General features: G+C 63.8%; 15 protein-coding genes. 10 read left to right on the top strand and 5 right to left on the bottom strand.

Annotation, left to right across the window (positions count from 1 at the left end; genetic code table 11):
• Position 1: 1 nt before the first annotated feature.
• From FQV27_RS12775 to FQV27_RS12765, 3 genes are read right to left on the bottom strand one after another with little or no spacing between them, the layout of a single operon-like run.
• A complete protein-coding gene (locus tag FQV27_RS12775; protein ID WP_147099115.1) occupies positions 2 to 532 on the bottom strand; it encodes a MotE family protein in 531 nt (176 codons plus the stop codon).
• Positions 525 to 869, bottom strand: coding sequence for a hypothetical protein (locus tag FQV27_RS12770; protein WP_147099111.1), 345 nt, complete (start codon positions 867 to 869; stop codon positions 525 to 527). Before FQV27_RS12770 ends, FQV27_RS12775 begins: the two co-directional genes overlap by 8 nt.
• Complete coding sequence (locus tag FQV27_RS12765; protein ID WP_147099108.1) at positions 866 to 1,333, bottom strand: flagellar basal body-associated FliL family protein; 468 nt, start codon at positions 1,331 to 1,333, stop codon at positions 866 to 868. Before FQV27_RS12765 ends, FQV27_RS12770 begins: the two co-directional genes overlap by 4 nt.
• A 111-nt stretch (positions 1,334 to 1,444) precedes the next feature.
• On the opposite strand from FQV27_RS12765, the gene fliF reads away from it, so the two are divergent.
• The 10 genes from fliF to FQV27_RS12715 all read left to right on the top strand — a co-directional run bounded on the left by fliF (position 1,445) and on the right by FQV27_RS12715 (position 11,217).
• Entirely contained in the window at positions 1,445 to 3,028 is a 1,584-nt protein-coding gene (gene fliF, locus FQV27_RS12760; RefSeq protein ID WP_147099106.1) for a flagellar basal-body MS-ring/collar protein FliF, read from the top strand.
• Positions 3,025 to 3,573, top strand: coding sequence for a hypothetical protein (locus tag FQV27_RS12755; protein ID WP_147099104.1), 549 nt, complete (start codon positions 3,025 to 3,027; stop codon positions 3,571 to 3,573). The genes fliF and FQV27_RS12755 overlap by 4 nt, the downstream gene beginning before the upstream one ends.
• A complete protein-coding gene (locus tag FQV27_RS12750) occupies positions 3,574 to 3,831 on the top strand; it encodes a FliM/FliN family flagellar motor switch protein (protein ID WP_147099101.1) in 258 nt (85 codons plus the stop codon).
• Complete coding sequence (locus FQV27_RS12745; RefSeq protein ID WP_246133097.1) at positions 3,828 to 4,673, top strand: flagellar type III secretion system pore protein FliP; 846 nt, start codon at positions 3,828 to 3,830, stop codon at positions 4,671 to 4,673. Before FQV27_RS12750 ends, FQV27_RS12745 begins: the two co-directional genes overlap by 4 nt.
• Before the next feature lie 143 nt (positions 4,674 to 4,816).
• On the top strand, positions 4,817 to 5,857 hold the full coding sequence (gene hslO, locus FQV27_RS12740) for an Hsp33 family molecular chaperone HslO (RefSeq protein WP_147099098.1): 1,041 nt from the start codon (positions 4,817 to 4,819) through the stop codon (positions 5,855 to 5,857).
• Positions 5,854 to 6,543 carry an NUDIX hydrolase gene (locus tag FQV27_RS12735; RefSeq protein WP_246133096.1) on the top strand — a complete coding sequence of 230 codons (690 nt, stop codon included), beginning with the start codon at positions 5,854 to 5,856 and terminating at the stop codon, positions 6,541 to 6,543. Before hslO ends, FQV27_RS12735 begins: the two co-directional genes overlap by 4 nt.
• A complete protein-coding gene (locus tag FQV27_RS12730; protein WP_147099094.1) occupies positions 6,540 to 7,700 on the top strand; it encodes a CCA tRNA nucleotidyltransferase in 1,161 nt (386 codons plus the stop codon). The genes FQV27_RS12735 and FQV27_RS12730 overlap by 4 nt, the downstream gene beginning before the upstream one ends.
• On the top strand, positions 7,697 to 9,553 hold the full coding sequence (locus tag FQV27_RS12725) for an ABC transporter ATP-binding protein (RefSeq protein ID WP_147099089.1): 1,857 nt from the start codon (positions 7,697 to 7,699) through the stop codon (positions 9,551 to 9,553). Before FQV27_RS12730 ends, FQV27_RS12725 begins: the two co-directional genes overlap by 4 nt.
• Positions 9,550 to 10,776 carry a class I SAM-dependent RNA methyltransferase gene (locus FQV27_RS12720; protein ID WP_147099087.1) on the top strand — a complete coding sequence of 409 codons (1,227 nt, stop codon included), beginning with the start codon at positions 9,550 to 9,552 and terminating at the stop codon, positions 10,774 to 10,776. Before FQV27_RS12725 ends, FQV27_RS12720 begins: the two co-directional genes overlap by 4 nt.
• 12 nt (positions 10,777 to 10,788) lie before the next feature.
• Positions 10,789 to 11,217 (top strand): DUF2267 domain-containing protein, encoded by a 429-nt coding sequence (locus tag FQV27_RS12715; RefSeq protein ID WP_147099085.1) that lies wholly within the window; start codon positions 10,789 to 10,791, stop codon positions 11,215 to 11,217.
• Here the strand turns inward: FQV27_RS12715 and pncB are convergent.
• Together pncB and pncA are read right to left on the bottom strand one after the other, a co-directional pair.
• Complete coding sequence (pncB, locus tag FQV27_RS12710) at positions 11,214 to 12,530, bottom strand: nicotinate phosphoribosyltransferase (protein WP_147099083.1); 1,317 nt, start codon at positions 12,528 to 12,530, stop codon at positions 11,214 to 11,216. The genes FQV27_RS12715 and pncB overlap by 4 nt on opposite strands.
• A complete protein-coding gene (pncA, locus tag FQV27_RS12705; RefSeq protein WP_147099081.1) occupies positions 12,527 to 13,123 on the bottom strand; it encodes a bifunctional nicotinamidase/pyrazinamidase in 597 nt (198 codons plus the stop codon). Before pncA ends, pncB begins: the two co-directional genes overlap by 4 nt.
• Between the last annotated feature and the right edge of the window lie 170 nt (positions 13,124 to 13,293).

Raw genomic sequence — 13,293 nt, 5'->3', positions numbered from 1 at the left:
CCTATCGCAAGGGGGTGCTACGGGCACCCATATAGGTCGTGAGAATGGCGGCCTTTTGCGGTTCGATCGCCGCAATGATGCGCGCGCCTGTCTCGGGGTTCACGCGCATCAGGATCTCGGCGGCGAAATCCGAGGGCAGGCTTGCGAGAACGGCGGCCGATTCCTTGGGCTTCATGGCTTCATAGACCGCGACCAGGCGGGCAATATCTGCGTCAACCGCGCGCTGAGTGCTTGTCTTCGACCCGAGGAGCGGCTTGCCCGCCTGCTTGAACCTTCGCAATTCCGCTGTCAGGGTCGCACGAGCCGATGCTATTTCGGACTTCTTGTCGTCAAGTTCGGCCAATGCCTTCTTGATCCGGTCTTCGCGGATACGCAATTCCTCGACCAAGGCCACAACCTCGGGGATATCGCCGCAACCTGCCAGCAACCCTTCGGCCGCAAACGGTGGCGGTGTGGTTGTCGGGGGCGTCACCGAAAGCGCCGCAACCGGCAAAAGCGCAGCCGCGACGACGGGCAAAAGGATCTTAGGCATCCTCTGCCTCCAGCAACTGGGCGCGTGGGCGCAGACGGCGCTGCGACGCGGTGCCGCCGCGCGAAAGTTCCGATTGCAGGGCCCAATATGCCTTTTCGTTCCGCGATGCCTCGATGACGCGGGCAAGTTCGTTCGACGCCGCTTCCGCCTCGGCCCGCGCCTTCCGAATGCATTGGTCAAGCCGCGAGATCTCGGATGTCATCACGGCAATCGCACCGCCCAACCCGGTTTCCAGGTTGTTCAGCTTTCGCAACCTTCGCGACAAAAGCAGGCAATAGGCCGCCAGCGGGAATGCCGTCAGAACGCTGACGGCGGGAAGCAGGAATTGCAGGCTCATTGGATCGCGAACTCCGTAATCAGGACTTCCTTGACGATGCCGTCGCCCAGCACGATCTGGGCGCGCGTCGTCAATTCAGCGCGAATGATTTCCAGCACCCCGCGCCGATCCATCGCCGCGGGGTCTATATCGCTGAGAAAGCCGGTAAAGCTGTCGGCAATACGCGGCATCAGAAGCTGCACCTGCGCTGCATCTTGCGGCGCGACCTCAAGCTTGATGCTCATCATCAGTTGCCGGTTGCGCCCCGGCATGGGCACGACGATCCGGGGGACATCGACAAAGCCGATCTCTGGCAGCGGTTCGCTATGCCCGGCATCCTTCGAAAACATCGCGAGCGGGCTGACGAATCCCATGTAGCTGGCCGCGAACCCGCAGATTCCGGCTGAAAGGACCAGTGCGATCAGAGCCAGTCTGCCGCGCCCCCTGCGCGCCGGCACTTCATCAATCGCGAGTGTTTCGGACATGGTGATTCTCCTTCTTCGAATTGAGGGAATACCATTGCCCGACTAACCAATAATTAACGCGCATCGTGCCAAAACACCCTTGTCGAAGAACTCGAATCGAAGGGGACAGATTTGCGGGAACTGCAGAAATACTGGGCGGCGCGCACGGCTCGTCAGCGATTCGCGGTGATTGGCGGCTTCGTCGCTACCTTCCTTCTTGTGCTGGCCTTCATCGCGCTTGCCGGGCGTGTTCAGATGGCGCTGCTCTATTCCGGGCTTGACGATTCGCAGGCCGGGCCGGTGGTTGCGCATCTGGAACAGACGGGCACAGCTTATGAGCTTCGCGGAAGCTCGATCTGGGTCGATGCAGCGCAGCGTGACCGCATCCGCATGGATCTGGCGTCGCAGGATCTGCCTCAGCAAAGCGGCAAGGGCTACGAGATTCTCGACGAGATGTCCGGCTTCAGCACCACCTCGCAGATGTTCGACGCGGCCTATTGGCGCGCCAAAGAGGGCGAGCTTGCCCGGACCATCCTTTCGATTCCATCCGTGCGTTCCGCGCGTGTGCACCTGACCGCGCCCCAATCGCGGGGCTATCGCGATACCCAGCCCGGCTCTGCCTCGGTGACGATTGTCACGGATGGCACGCCGCTTTCGCCCGCGCAGGCCAACGCGATGCGCTTCCTGATTTCGTCGGCCGTTCCGAAACTGGCACCAGACGCGGTTTCGGTGATCGATTCTCTGCGCGGTGTCATCCAAGCGCCTGACGAGCAAAGCGTCAGCGACCGCGAGACGCGCATCAAAGAAAATGTCGAACGCATTCTCGCGCCGCATGTCGGCGCGGGGAACGCAATTGTCGAGGTGAGCATCGATCTGGTCACAGAAGCAGAGCAGGTGACCGAGCGAAGCTTCGATCCCACGCAGCGCGCAATGATCTCGCAAGAGACGGAAGAGCTTAGCGACGAAAGCAGCACGGCGAATGGCGGCGCGGTCACTGCGGCATCCAACCTGCCCGAGCAGCGCCAGCAGGATGGCGACAAGCAGCAGTCGCAGCGCGCAGAAACCCGCCAGCGTGCGAATTATGAGGTCGGCAGCGTGACGCGCCAGATCGACCGAAGGCCTGGCTCGGTCCGGCGGCAGAGTGTTGCGGTGCTCGTCAATGGCGTTATGCGCAGCACTGCCGACGGCACCGATGAACTGGTCGCCCGCGATGACGCAGAGCTTGGCGCGATTCGCGAACTCGTCTCGGCGGCAGTCGGGTATGACGAAGCGCGCGGCGATGAGATCACGGTGAAGTCGATGCCCTTCGTTTCTGTTCCCGAAGCCGGAACCGAGATTGCGCGCCGCGATGGGCTTCTGGACCGGCTCGCGCTCGACAGTCTGCTGCGGATCACGATGGTCGGGCTTTTCGCGCTGCTGGCGCTGTGGCTGACGATGCGCGGGCTGCGTCGTGGCAAGGCCGGGGGCAGCGAAAGCGCAGCGCTTGATGATTCCCGGCCTCCACCGGTTTCTGATCAGGCCACGATGGCGCCGCCGATGATGATGCCCGACATTCCGATGCTGACCATGTCCGCGCCCGAGTTCGATTTCGATAATCCGGGCGGCGCAGGGGATGATCCGGTCGCACGCCTGAAGCAACTGATGAAAGAACGCCAGGACGAGACCGTTCGCTTGCTGAGCGGCTGGATCGGCGACGATGAAAGGTCGATCACATGAGTGCCGCGCTGCGTCTGGAAGACTTCGCCGCGCCGCCCCGCCCGCGCCAACCTGTCTTCTCCGAGAGCGAGCTTCGTGATGAATATCAGCGCGGTTTTGCATGCGGCGCCGACGCATGCAGGGATGCCGAACTGACCGCGCTGAATGACGCGCTCAGCGCCGCAACTGCCCGCATCGCCGTGGAAGACCAGATCCGCAATTGCGCGATCGAGGAGGTTTTGCAGGCGATCCGCCCGGTTCTGCAGGCGATCGTGGCGAAACTGGCCGAGCGTTACGACGACGTGCTTGCACAAGCGATTGCCGATGAGTTGGACAGGCTTTGCAAATCGGGTACCCGGCCCGCCTGCCAGATCGCTGCCGAAGGCCCCCTGTTCGGGCTGCTGGAAGAAAAGATCGCCGAGCTTGGCCTTCGCGGGATCACGCTCCGGCCCGGCGCGCAGACGGAAATCACATTCGACGGTGGCCGGATCTCGTTCGGGCATGCCGACCTTCCCGTCAGTATCGCCGAACTTCTTGGCGATCTGTCCCCTTTCAAGGAGCGATGAATGGACCTGAACCAGACCGTCCTGACCGACAATATCCCCGTCGAGATCACCGTCCGCATCGGACGGCGCAGCATGACCGTGGCCGAGCTTTCCGAGCTGCGCGAAAACGACATCCTGCCGCTCGATCAGGCGGTGGATGATGCGGTCGAAATCTGTGTCGGCGATCACGTCATCGCATTTGGCGAACTGATCGCCGACGAGACGGATGCCGGTCGCCTTATGCTGCGCATCACGCGGGCTGGCGGGGACGCGGCGTGATTCGCATGCCTCGGATCGCGTTGCCCGCTCTGCTGATGGTGGCGCTGGCAGTGCTGATCGCGACGCCCTTGCAAGGCGTCGCGCAAAGCGTCGACGTGCCGCTGACGACCGGCGAAGCGATCACAACGACCGACAGTGCCACAGGCGCGCAGGCGGCAAACAGCGTGGCAGAACAGATCGGGTCGGTGGTCGAATCCATTGCGACGGGTTCTGCCGAAGGTTCCGGGGTCGGGCAGACGTCGATCCTGCTGTTTTTGGGGCTGACCGTTCTTTCGCTTGCCCCAGCAATCGCGATTACAGTGACATGCTTTCCGTTCATGGTGACGGTGCTGTCGATCCTGCGCCAGTCACTTGGCCTTCAGCAGTCACCGCCCAATATGCTGATCGTCAGCCTCGCGCTGTTTCTGACATGGTTCGTCATGGACCCGGTCCTTCGCGAGGCCTGGTCGCTTTCCGGCCCGCCGCTTCAGTCGGGCCAGATCGGTTTGATCGAGGCATTGTCGCGCGCAATCGGGCCGTTCGAACGTTTCATGGCCGCGCGTGCCGATCCGGCGATACTGGACGAGATGCGTTCTCTGGTGCCTGCCGACGCGGCTGGCGACGGATTGCGGCTGCTGATCCCCTCGTTCATGCTGACCGAGCTGCAGCGCGCTTTCGAAATCGGCTTTCTGATCGCGCTTCCCTTCCTCGTCATCGACCTCGTCGTATCGGCGGTTCTGATGGCGATGGGCATGATGATGGTGCCCCCGGCTGTGGTCGCGCTGCCGTTCAAGCTGGCCTTCTTCGTCGTTGTCGATGGCTGGGTCATGCTTTCTGCGGCTCTCGTGCGCGGCTATCAATAAGTCTGCCGCAACCATCAGCTTTCAGTCGCCGGGTCGTGGGCGCGTCGGACGCGGACGCACGCGCTTTGCCCTTGGGATCGGCGCAGGCGCGCCTATATTGGGCCTGACGCGCCCTGCTGGCGCCAGACAATCCGAAGGACACCATGACCAATATCAACCAGATCGCGTGGGACGATACCGTCCTGCCGTTTCAGCTCGACCGCTCCTCGATACGCGGCCGGGTTGCTCGGCTTGACGGGGTTCTGGACCACATTCTTTCACGCCACGAATACCCCGGCCCGGTCGCCGCGGCCGTGGCAGAGCTTGCGCTGCTGACGGCCCTTATCGGACCGATGATCAAGTTGCGCTGGAAGCTGTCGCTTCAGGTTCGCGGCAAGGGTGCAATCCGCACCATCGCCGCCGATTATTACGCCCCGGAAACCGAAGGGGGCCCGGCACGGATGCGCGCATGGGCAAGCTTCGATGCCGAGCGACTGACCGAAGGCGCGCATTTCGACCAGATCGGCGAAGGTTACTTCGCCATCCTGATCGATCAGGGGCCGGGTAGTCAGCCCTATCAGGGCATCACGCCCCTTGCCGGAGGCTCGCTTTCGGCCTGTGCCGGGACTTATTTCGCGCAGTCCGAGCAACTTCCCAGCAGCTTTGCGCTGTCCTATGGGCGCTCTCTGCTGCCGGGCGGTGTGGAAACCTGGCGCGCGGGCGGCATCATGCTGCAGACGCTGCCGGCCCAGCCGATGCTGGGTGACGGGGCAAGCACCGAAAGCGGGCTGATCGAAGCCGCCGACATTCTGCAGGGCGCACAGTCCGAAGACTGGAACCGCGCGAATCACCTGCTTTCCACCGTGGAAGAGATGGAGATGATCGGCCCCTCGGTCGCGCCAACCGACCTGCTCGTTCGGTTGTTCCATGAGGAGCAGCCCCGTGTGTTCGATCCGCAGCGTGTCGAGTTCGGATGTTCCTGCAGCGAGGATAAGGTGCGCGCCACCCTGTCGATCTATTCGCAGAAAGACATTGGCCATATGACGACCGAGGATGGCCGCGTCACTGCGGATTGCCAGTTCTGCGGCGCGCATTACGAATTCGATCCGCAATCGCTGGGGTTTGAGGCCACGATTGACGAAAACGGCAACCCTCTGCCCTCTGCCCCGGCATCGCCGGCGGATCAGGATGGTGCCCGCCCATGACCATGACGGCCGGGCCTGGTCCGGTCGACGCGAAGGCGCCGCGTGCTGACGCGACGCCTTTTGCTTCTTCGCCGCGCAGATCACCGCCGCCGCCTTCTGGCGACGCGCTGATCGCGCGGCTTCGCAGGGCGCTTTCTGTCCCGGCCGAGCCGAGTTCCGATTTCGATCCCAACCCCGGCTTTCTGCCGCCAGACGGTTCACTGCGTCGCGCGGCAGTTCTGGCTGCGTTTCACGAAGATGACGGGCGGCTTTATCTGACCACCCGCGCCGCGACCATGCGCCATCATCCCGGCCAGATCGCCCTGCCCGGCGGCAAAGTCGATCCGAGTGACCGCGATGAAGAAGCGGCCGCCCTGCGAGAGGCCCGGGAAGAGATCGCGCTTGACCCCGGCCAGGTCGAAGTGATCGGCGCATTGCCCGCGCATCGCACCGTCACCCATTTCTGCATCACGCCCATCGTGGCCGTCATTCGCGGCCCGTTCACCCCGGTGGCAGAGCCGGGCGAGGTTGCCGAAGTCTTTTCGCTGCCGTTCAGCCACATTGCCGATCCCGCGAATTACCGTCTTGAAGGTCGCATCTGGCGCGACACATGGCGCGCCTATCGGGTGGCACCTTTCGGGCCGTATTACCTGTGGGGGGCAACCGCGCGAATTCTGCTCGGGCTGGCGGAAAGACTATCGAGATGAAGATCAAGGCCAGCTTTCTGAACGATCCGGCGCTTGGAAAACTGCTTGAGGCGCTGACGGATGCCGGGCATCAGGCGCTGATCGTCGGCGGCGCGGTGCGCAATGCGGTTCTTGGACAATCCGTTGACGATGTTGATATTTCGACTGATGCGTTACCCGAGCAGGTCGTTCGGCTGGCCCACGCGGCCGGGATGAAGACCGTGCCGACAGGCATTGAGCATGGCACCGTCACCGTCATCGCTGACGGCACCCCGTTCGAAATCACGACCTTCCGGCGCGACGTCGAAACCGACGGGCGCAACGCCACCGTCGCCTTTTCCGACCGGATCGAGGATGACGCCGCGCGCCGCGATTTTACGATGAACGCGCTTTACGCGACGGTCTCGGGCGAGGTGTTGGACCCAGTCGGAGGCTGGGCCGACCTGCGGCGTCGGGAACTGCGTTTCGTGGGCGACCCGACCGCCCGCATCCGCGAGGATTATCTGCGCATTCTGCGCTTCTTCCGCTTTCTCGCGTGGTACGCCCACAAGACCGCCCCCGGCACGGTCGAGGCGATTACCGCCGAAAAAGCAGGCTTGTCGCGGGTTTCCGCAGAACGCATCGGCGCGGAAATGCGCAAGCTGCTGGCCGCCCCCGATCCGGCAATGTCCATGGGGCTGATGCAGGAAACGGGCGTTCTGTCGCAGATCCTTGATGACGCAGACACAGCCCCTCTCGCCGCGCTTGTGGCTGAAGAAAAGGAGCGAAACATCGCCCCCGACTGGCTGCGCCGCCTGTCTCTGATCGCGCCTGAAACCGGCGCGGATCGCCTGCGCCTGTCGCGGGTCGAGATCGGGCGGCTGGAATCGCTGCGCCGTGCCGCTGGCCTGCCCCCGACAGAGGCGTCGTTCCGGCATGGTCCAGATATTGCGCGCGACGCAGGCCTGATCCGGCTGGCGCGCGGCGATGCGCTGCCGCCTGACTGGCTGGATCAGATCGACCAGGCAGCCCATACGCCTCTGCCGGTCAGCGCATCCGATCTGATGCCCGATCTGACCGGCCCCGCGCTTGGCCGTGGCCTGAAAGCCGCCGAAAACCTGTGGATCGCGTCGACCTTTTCTGCGTCCAAAGCTGCGCTGATTGACGCCGCGCGGCAGGCGGGGGAAGAAGACGCATGAGCATCCATTCCGCCTTCGCGCGTCAGATCGACGCCTTCCGACCCGCCGACGGGCCGCCGCCGCAGACGCTGCTGCGCTTTATCGGCTGGGCGCTGAAGGGATCGGGCCGGGGACTGACGATCGCCACCTTCGCCTCGGCCGCCAGCGGGGCGGCGGATGTCATCTCGGCCACGCTTCTGGGCGCGGTTGTCGATGCAGTGGCCAGCAACGACCCGTCGACCATCTGGGGCCAAAGCTGGCCGATCATCACCGGCTTCGTTCTGTTCTTTCTGGTCGTGCGCCCGCTGATCCTTGGCTTCTCGACCGCCTCATCGAACGTCATCATCGGGCCGAATATCCTGCCCCTTGTGCTATCGCGCCTGCATCGCTGGACGATGGGCCAGTCTGTCAGCTTCTTCGACAACGACTTCGCCGGACGGCTGGCGCAGAAGCAGATGCAGACCGCACGCGCCGTCACCGATGTCGCGGGCGAGATGGTGAACGTCGTGGCCTTCGCGCTGGCGTCCATTATCGGGTCTGCGGCGTTCCTTCTGTCGGTCGATCTGTGGGGGGCGGTGGCGCTGCTCGTCTGGCTGGGAAGCTATGCGCTGCTGATCCGCTTCTTCCTTCCACGCATTCGCAGCCGTTCCGCCGCGCGAGCCTCTGCCCGTGCCACCGTCACGGGGCAGGTCGTCGACACGATCACCAACATCAAGACCGTCAAGCTGTTCGCCCATGCCGATCACGAAGACCGCGCCGCCCTTTCGGCCATGGCCGGTTTCCGCGAACGCGCGGTCGATTTCGGCATCGTGTCCACCTGGTTCCGCCTGTCGCTGATGACGCTGGCGGGCATCCTGCCGGTGATCCTGATCGGCATGGCGATCCTGCAATGGCAGGACGGGCGTGCGACGGCGGGCGATATTGCCGCAATTGGCGCCATATCGCTGCGACTGTCGCAGATGTCGGGCTGGGTCAGCATGGCCCTGATGGGGATCTGGGGATCCATCGGGGAAATCGAGGACGGGATGCAGACGCTGTCGCCCGCGCCTTCTCTGGTCGATGCGCCAGACGCCAAAGCGCTGGCACAGGTGGACGGCGAAATCCGCTTTGACAATGTCACCTTCACGTATGGCCGAAACGACGGGCGTGGCGGCGTCCACGACATCGACCTGACCATCCGGCCGGGCGAAAGGGTCGGGCTGGTCGGCGCATCGGGCGCCGGCAAATCGACGCTGGTCGCGCTGCTGCTGCGGCTTTACGACGTCGAAAAGGGCGCGGTGCTGATCGACGGGCGGGATATCCGTGACGTGACGCAGGAAAGCCTGCGCCGCCAGATCGGCATGGTCACGCAGGAAACCGCGATGTTCAACCGCTCGGCCCGCGACAATATCCGCTATGGCAGCCCCGATGCGACCGAGGGCGAAATCGCCGCCGCAGCCGAAGCGGCCGAGGCTGACGAGTTCATCGCCGCGATGCAGGACCATGCCGGGCGGCAGGGATACGAGGCGCATCTGGGCGAACGCGGCGTCAAGCTGTCGGGCGGGCAACGCCAGCGCATCGCCCTTGCCCGCGCTTTCCTGAAGAACGCCCCGATTCTGATTCTGGACGAGGCGACAAGCGCGCTGGATAGCGAGGTCGAGGCCGCGATCCAGACCTCGCTTGACCGGGTGATGGAAGGCAAAACCGTGCTGGCCATCGCCCACCGCCTGTCCACCATCGCGGAAATGGACCGGATCGTGGTGCTGGATGCCGGTCGCATTGTCGAGGAAGGCAGCCACGAGGAATTGCTGGCGCAGGGCGGCACCTATGCCCGCTATTGGAACCGCCAGTCGGGCGGCTTCCTTGGCACGGACGAGGCGGAAGCCGCAGAATGACGCAATGGACGGTCGAACGGCTGAACCGGCGCGGCGACGGCGTCGCGCGCGACGCATCAGCCCAGCAGGTGCTGGCACAACTGACCCTGCCGGGCGAGATCATAGACGGCGCGGTCCATGACGGCCGCATCGAAACGCCGCGTATCCTGACCCCCTCAACCGATCGGGTGCACGCGGACTGCCCCCATTACGCTGCATGCGGCGGCTGTTCGCTGATGCATGGCAGCGACGCTTTCGTGGCGAAGTGGAAGGCAGACAGCGTGACCACTGCGCTCGCGGCGCATGGGATTACAGCGAAGATCGGCGGCATCGCCACATCGCCCCCGCAATCGCGCAGGCGCGCTGTGCTGTCCGGGCGGCGCACCAAACGGGGCGCGACTGTGGGTTTTCACGCCCGCGCCTCGGATCAGATCGTGGACATGACCGAATGCCGGGTGCTGCGGCCTGCCATCGTTGCGGCCCTGCCGGTGCTGCGCGAACTGGTCGCCACCGGTGCCTCTCGCGGGGCAGAGCTTGCGCTGACCGTCACCGAAAGCCCGGCGGGGCTGGATGTCGCATTGACGGGCGGCAAGGCTCTGGATGCGGCGCTGACCGAAAGGCTGGGCCAGATCATGCGGCAGGGCGATTTCGCGCGGCTGGATTGGGACGGCACGCCCATGACGCGGCGTAGTCCGGCGCGACAGATGGGCCGCGCCCGCGTGATCCCGCCCCCCGGCGCGTTCCAGCAGGCCACGGCAGAGGGCGAGGCCGCGCTGCTAAGCGTCGTGCGCAAATCGCTGCAGGGTGCCGCGCATATTGTCGATCTTTTCGCCGGTTGCGGAACCTTCACGCTGCCGCTTGCCGTAACCGCCGATATTCACGCGGTCGAAGGGTTGGCCGCGCCGCTGGACGCACTCGACGCCGCATGGCGCGCCACGCCCGATCTGCACCGCGTGACGACAGAGATCCGCGACCTGTCCGCCCGGCCGCTGCTGCCCGATGAACTGGCCCGTTTTGATGCCGCCATCATCGACCCGCCCCGCACGGGTGCGCCCGCGCAGGCCGAACATCTTGCCGCGTCATCGCTGAAACGCGTCGCGTGGGTCAGTTGCGATCCCGTGACCTTCGCCCGCGACGCCCGCACCATGCTGGATGCGGGCTGGCGCATGGGGCCCATCTATGTGGTCGATCAGTTCCGTTGGTCCCCGCATGTGGAAACGGTGACAAGCTTCACCCGCGACTGAAAAGGCCAAGCGATGCCCATGCCCTTCACCTATCGCCACGCCACGGACGAATGGCGTCGCTACCTGAAAAACATGCGCGAACGCACGCTGCTGGACAGCGACAATGTCATTTACACGGCGACTGACGGCATATTCCGCGCCTTTCGCAGCCGCGTTCCGCCCGAACAGGTTCTGGCCTTCGGGGATGAGCTGCCGGCCGTCATGCGATCCATCCTGATCTGGCGTTGGGACATTACCGCAACGCTGAAGCCATGGCTGCCCCGCGCGGAAATCGAAAGGGAAATCCTGACGCTGAGGCAGGACCACAACTTCGCATCTGCCGGAATCCTAGACGATCTGGTCTGGGGTATCCGCAAGGAAGTGCGAGAGATCGACTTTGACCGCGTCCTGTCGCGCATGTCGCCCGAGGCGCAGGCGTTATGGGCGCCCGTCGGCGGCTAGACGAACACCTCGACCCGCTCCTGCTCGCCCACGCCGAACACGCGCTTATAGCGCTCGATTTCGTCGGCAGGCCCCATTGCCTTTGCCGGGTTGTCTGACAGTTTGACGGTCGGTCGCCCCTCGGCCTCGACCGCCTTGCAGACAAGGCTGAGCGGGTCGAGCCCATTCCCGTCAACCAGACCGCGGAAATCGTTGGTCAGCAGCGTTCCCCAGCCAAAGCTGACCTTCACCCGGCCATTGAACTTGTTATAAAGTTCCTCGATCTTCTTTTCGTCCAGCCCGTCCGAGAAGATGACCAGCTTCTGGGTCGGGTCCTCGCCCCGGTCCTTCCACCACTTGATCGCGATTTCAGTGTTTTCCACCGGATCGCCGCTGTCGACGCGGATACCAGTCCAGCCCGCCAGCCAGTCGGGCGCGCCTTCCAGAAAGCCCTTGGTGCCGTAGGTATCGGGCAGAATGATGCGCAGATTGCCGTCATGTTCTTCGTGCCAGTCGGCCAGAACACGGTAAGGTGCCTGCTTCAACTCCTCGTCCGTATCTGCAAGCGCGGCATAGACCATCGGCAGTTCATGCGCATTGGTCCCGATGGCTTCCAGATCGCGGCGCATGGCGATCAGGCAGTTCGAGGTGCCGATGAACTTGCCGTCCGGGGCATGGCCCAGACCTTCGCCCATGGCCTGCACACACCAGTCCTGCCACAGATAGGAGTGCCGCCTCCGCGTTCCGAAATCGGCGATCTTCAGGTCGGGCAGCTTGTTCAGTTCGGTGATCTTTTCCCAGACGCGCGTCATCGCACGGGCGTACAGCACCTGCAGTTCGAACCGCCCCATATCCTTCGTCACCGCGCGCGATCGCAACTCCATGATGATGGCGAGCGCGGGAATTTCCCACAGCATCACCTCGGGCCATTTGCCTTCGAAGCGCAGTTCATACTGGCCGTCTTTCTTCGACAGCTCGTATTCGGGAAGCTGCACATTCTCCAGCCACTCCATGAAGTCAGGGCGGAACATCTGGCGCTTGCCATAGAAGGTATTGCCGCGCAGCCAGGTCGATTCACCGCGCGTCAGCCGCAGATTGCGCACCTGATCCAGCTGCTCGCGCAGTTCGACCTCGTCCACGATCTCGGCCAGCGGCACCGATTTGGTGCGGTTGATAAGCTGGAAGGTGACGTTGGTGTCGGGCTTGTTGCGAAAGACCGACTGGCACATCAGCAGCTTGTAGAAATCCGTATCCAGCAGCGAACGCACAATCGGATCAATCTTCCAGCGGTGGTTGTAGACCCGCGCGGCGATATCGACATTCGGCATCATCATTTCAGCATCACTCCTGCGGCGCGCATGTTGTCCTGCGCGGCTTTTTTCGATCCGTTCAGGTCGATGGCACGGGTTGCGTCCTCGATCACCCCGACATTGAAGCCAAGCTTCGCCGCGTCGATGGCCGACCATGCCACACAGAAATCATGGGCGAGGCCGACGAAATCCAGGCTCATCAAACCGCGCTCGCGCAGATAGCCTTCCAGCCCGGTGCGGGTCTGGTGGTCGTTCTCGAAAAAGGCGGAATAGCTGTCGATTTCAGGGCGGTAGCCCTTGCGGATGATGACATCGGCGACATCCACCGCCAGCGCGGGATGGAAACCCGCACCGGGCGAGTTGATCACGCAATGGCGCGGCCACAGAACCTGCGGGCCGTAAGGCATCTCGACCGTGCTGAACGGTTCGGCCCCGTCATGGTTATCGGCGAAGCTGGAATGGTTTTCGGGGTGCCAGTCCTGCGTCAGCACCACGGCGTCGTAATCCGCCATCAGGTCGTTGATTGGCGCGATGATCTGGTCGCCGCCTTCGACCGCAAGGCGGCCGCCGGGGCAGAAATCGACCTGCGCGTCGATGACAATCAGGGCCTTGGGCATGGGCTGATCCTCCGTTTGCCTTTCGTAACAGTTGCGTCCCCCGCGTCAATGCCGCCACGCGCCGGCGTCGATCCGCTGTTCGGCAGGCATCACAAACGGGCATGACCTGTCCATTTGGACAGTCTGCGCTTGCGGCTGCCGAGCGATTTACGCAACCTGACGATAGGGAA

This window comes from Paracoccus aurantiacus (assembly GCF_007993065.1).
Lineage (GTDB): Bacteria > Pseudomonadota > Alphaproteobacteria > Rhodobacterales > Rhodobacteraceae > Paracoccus > Paracoccus aurantiacus.
Note: the sequence above shows the minus strand (reverse complement) of the source record. Positions and strands in the feature narration are given on the sequence as shown.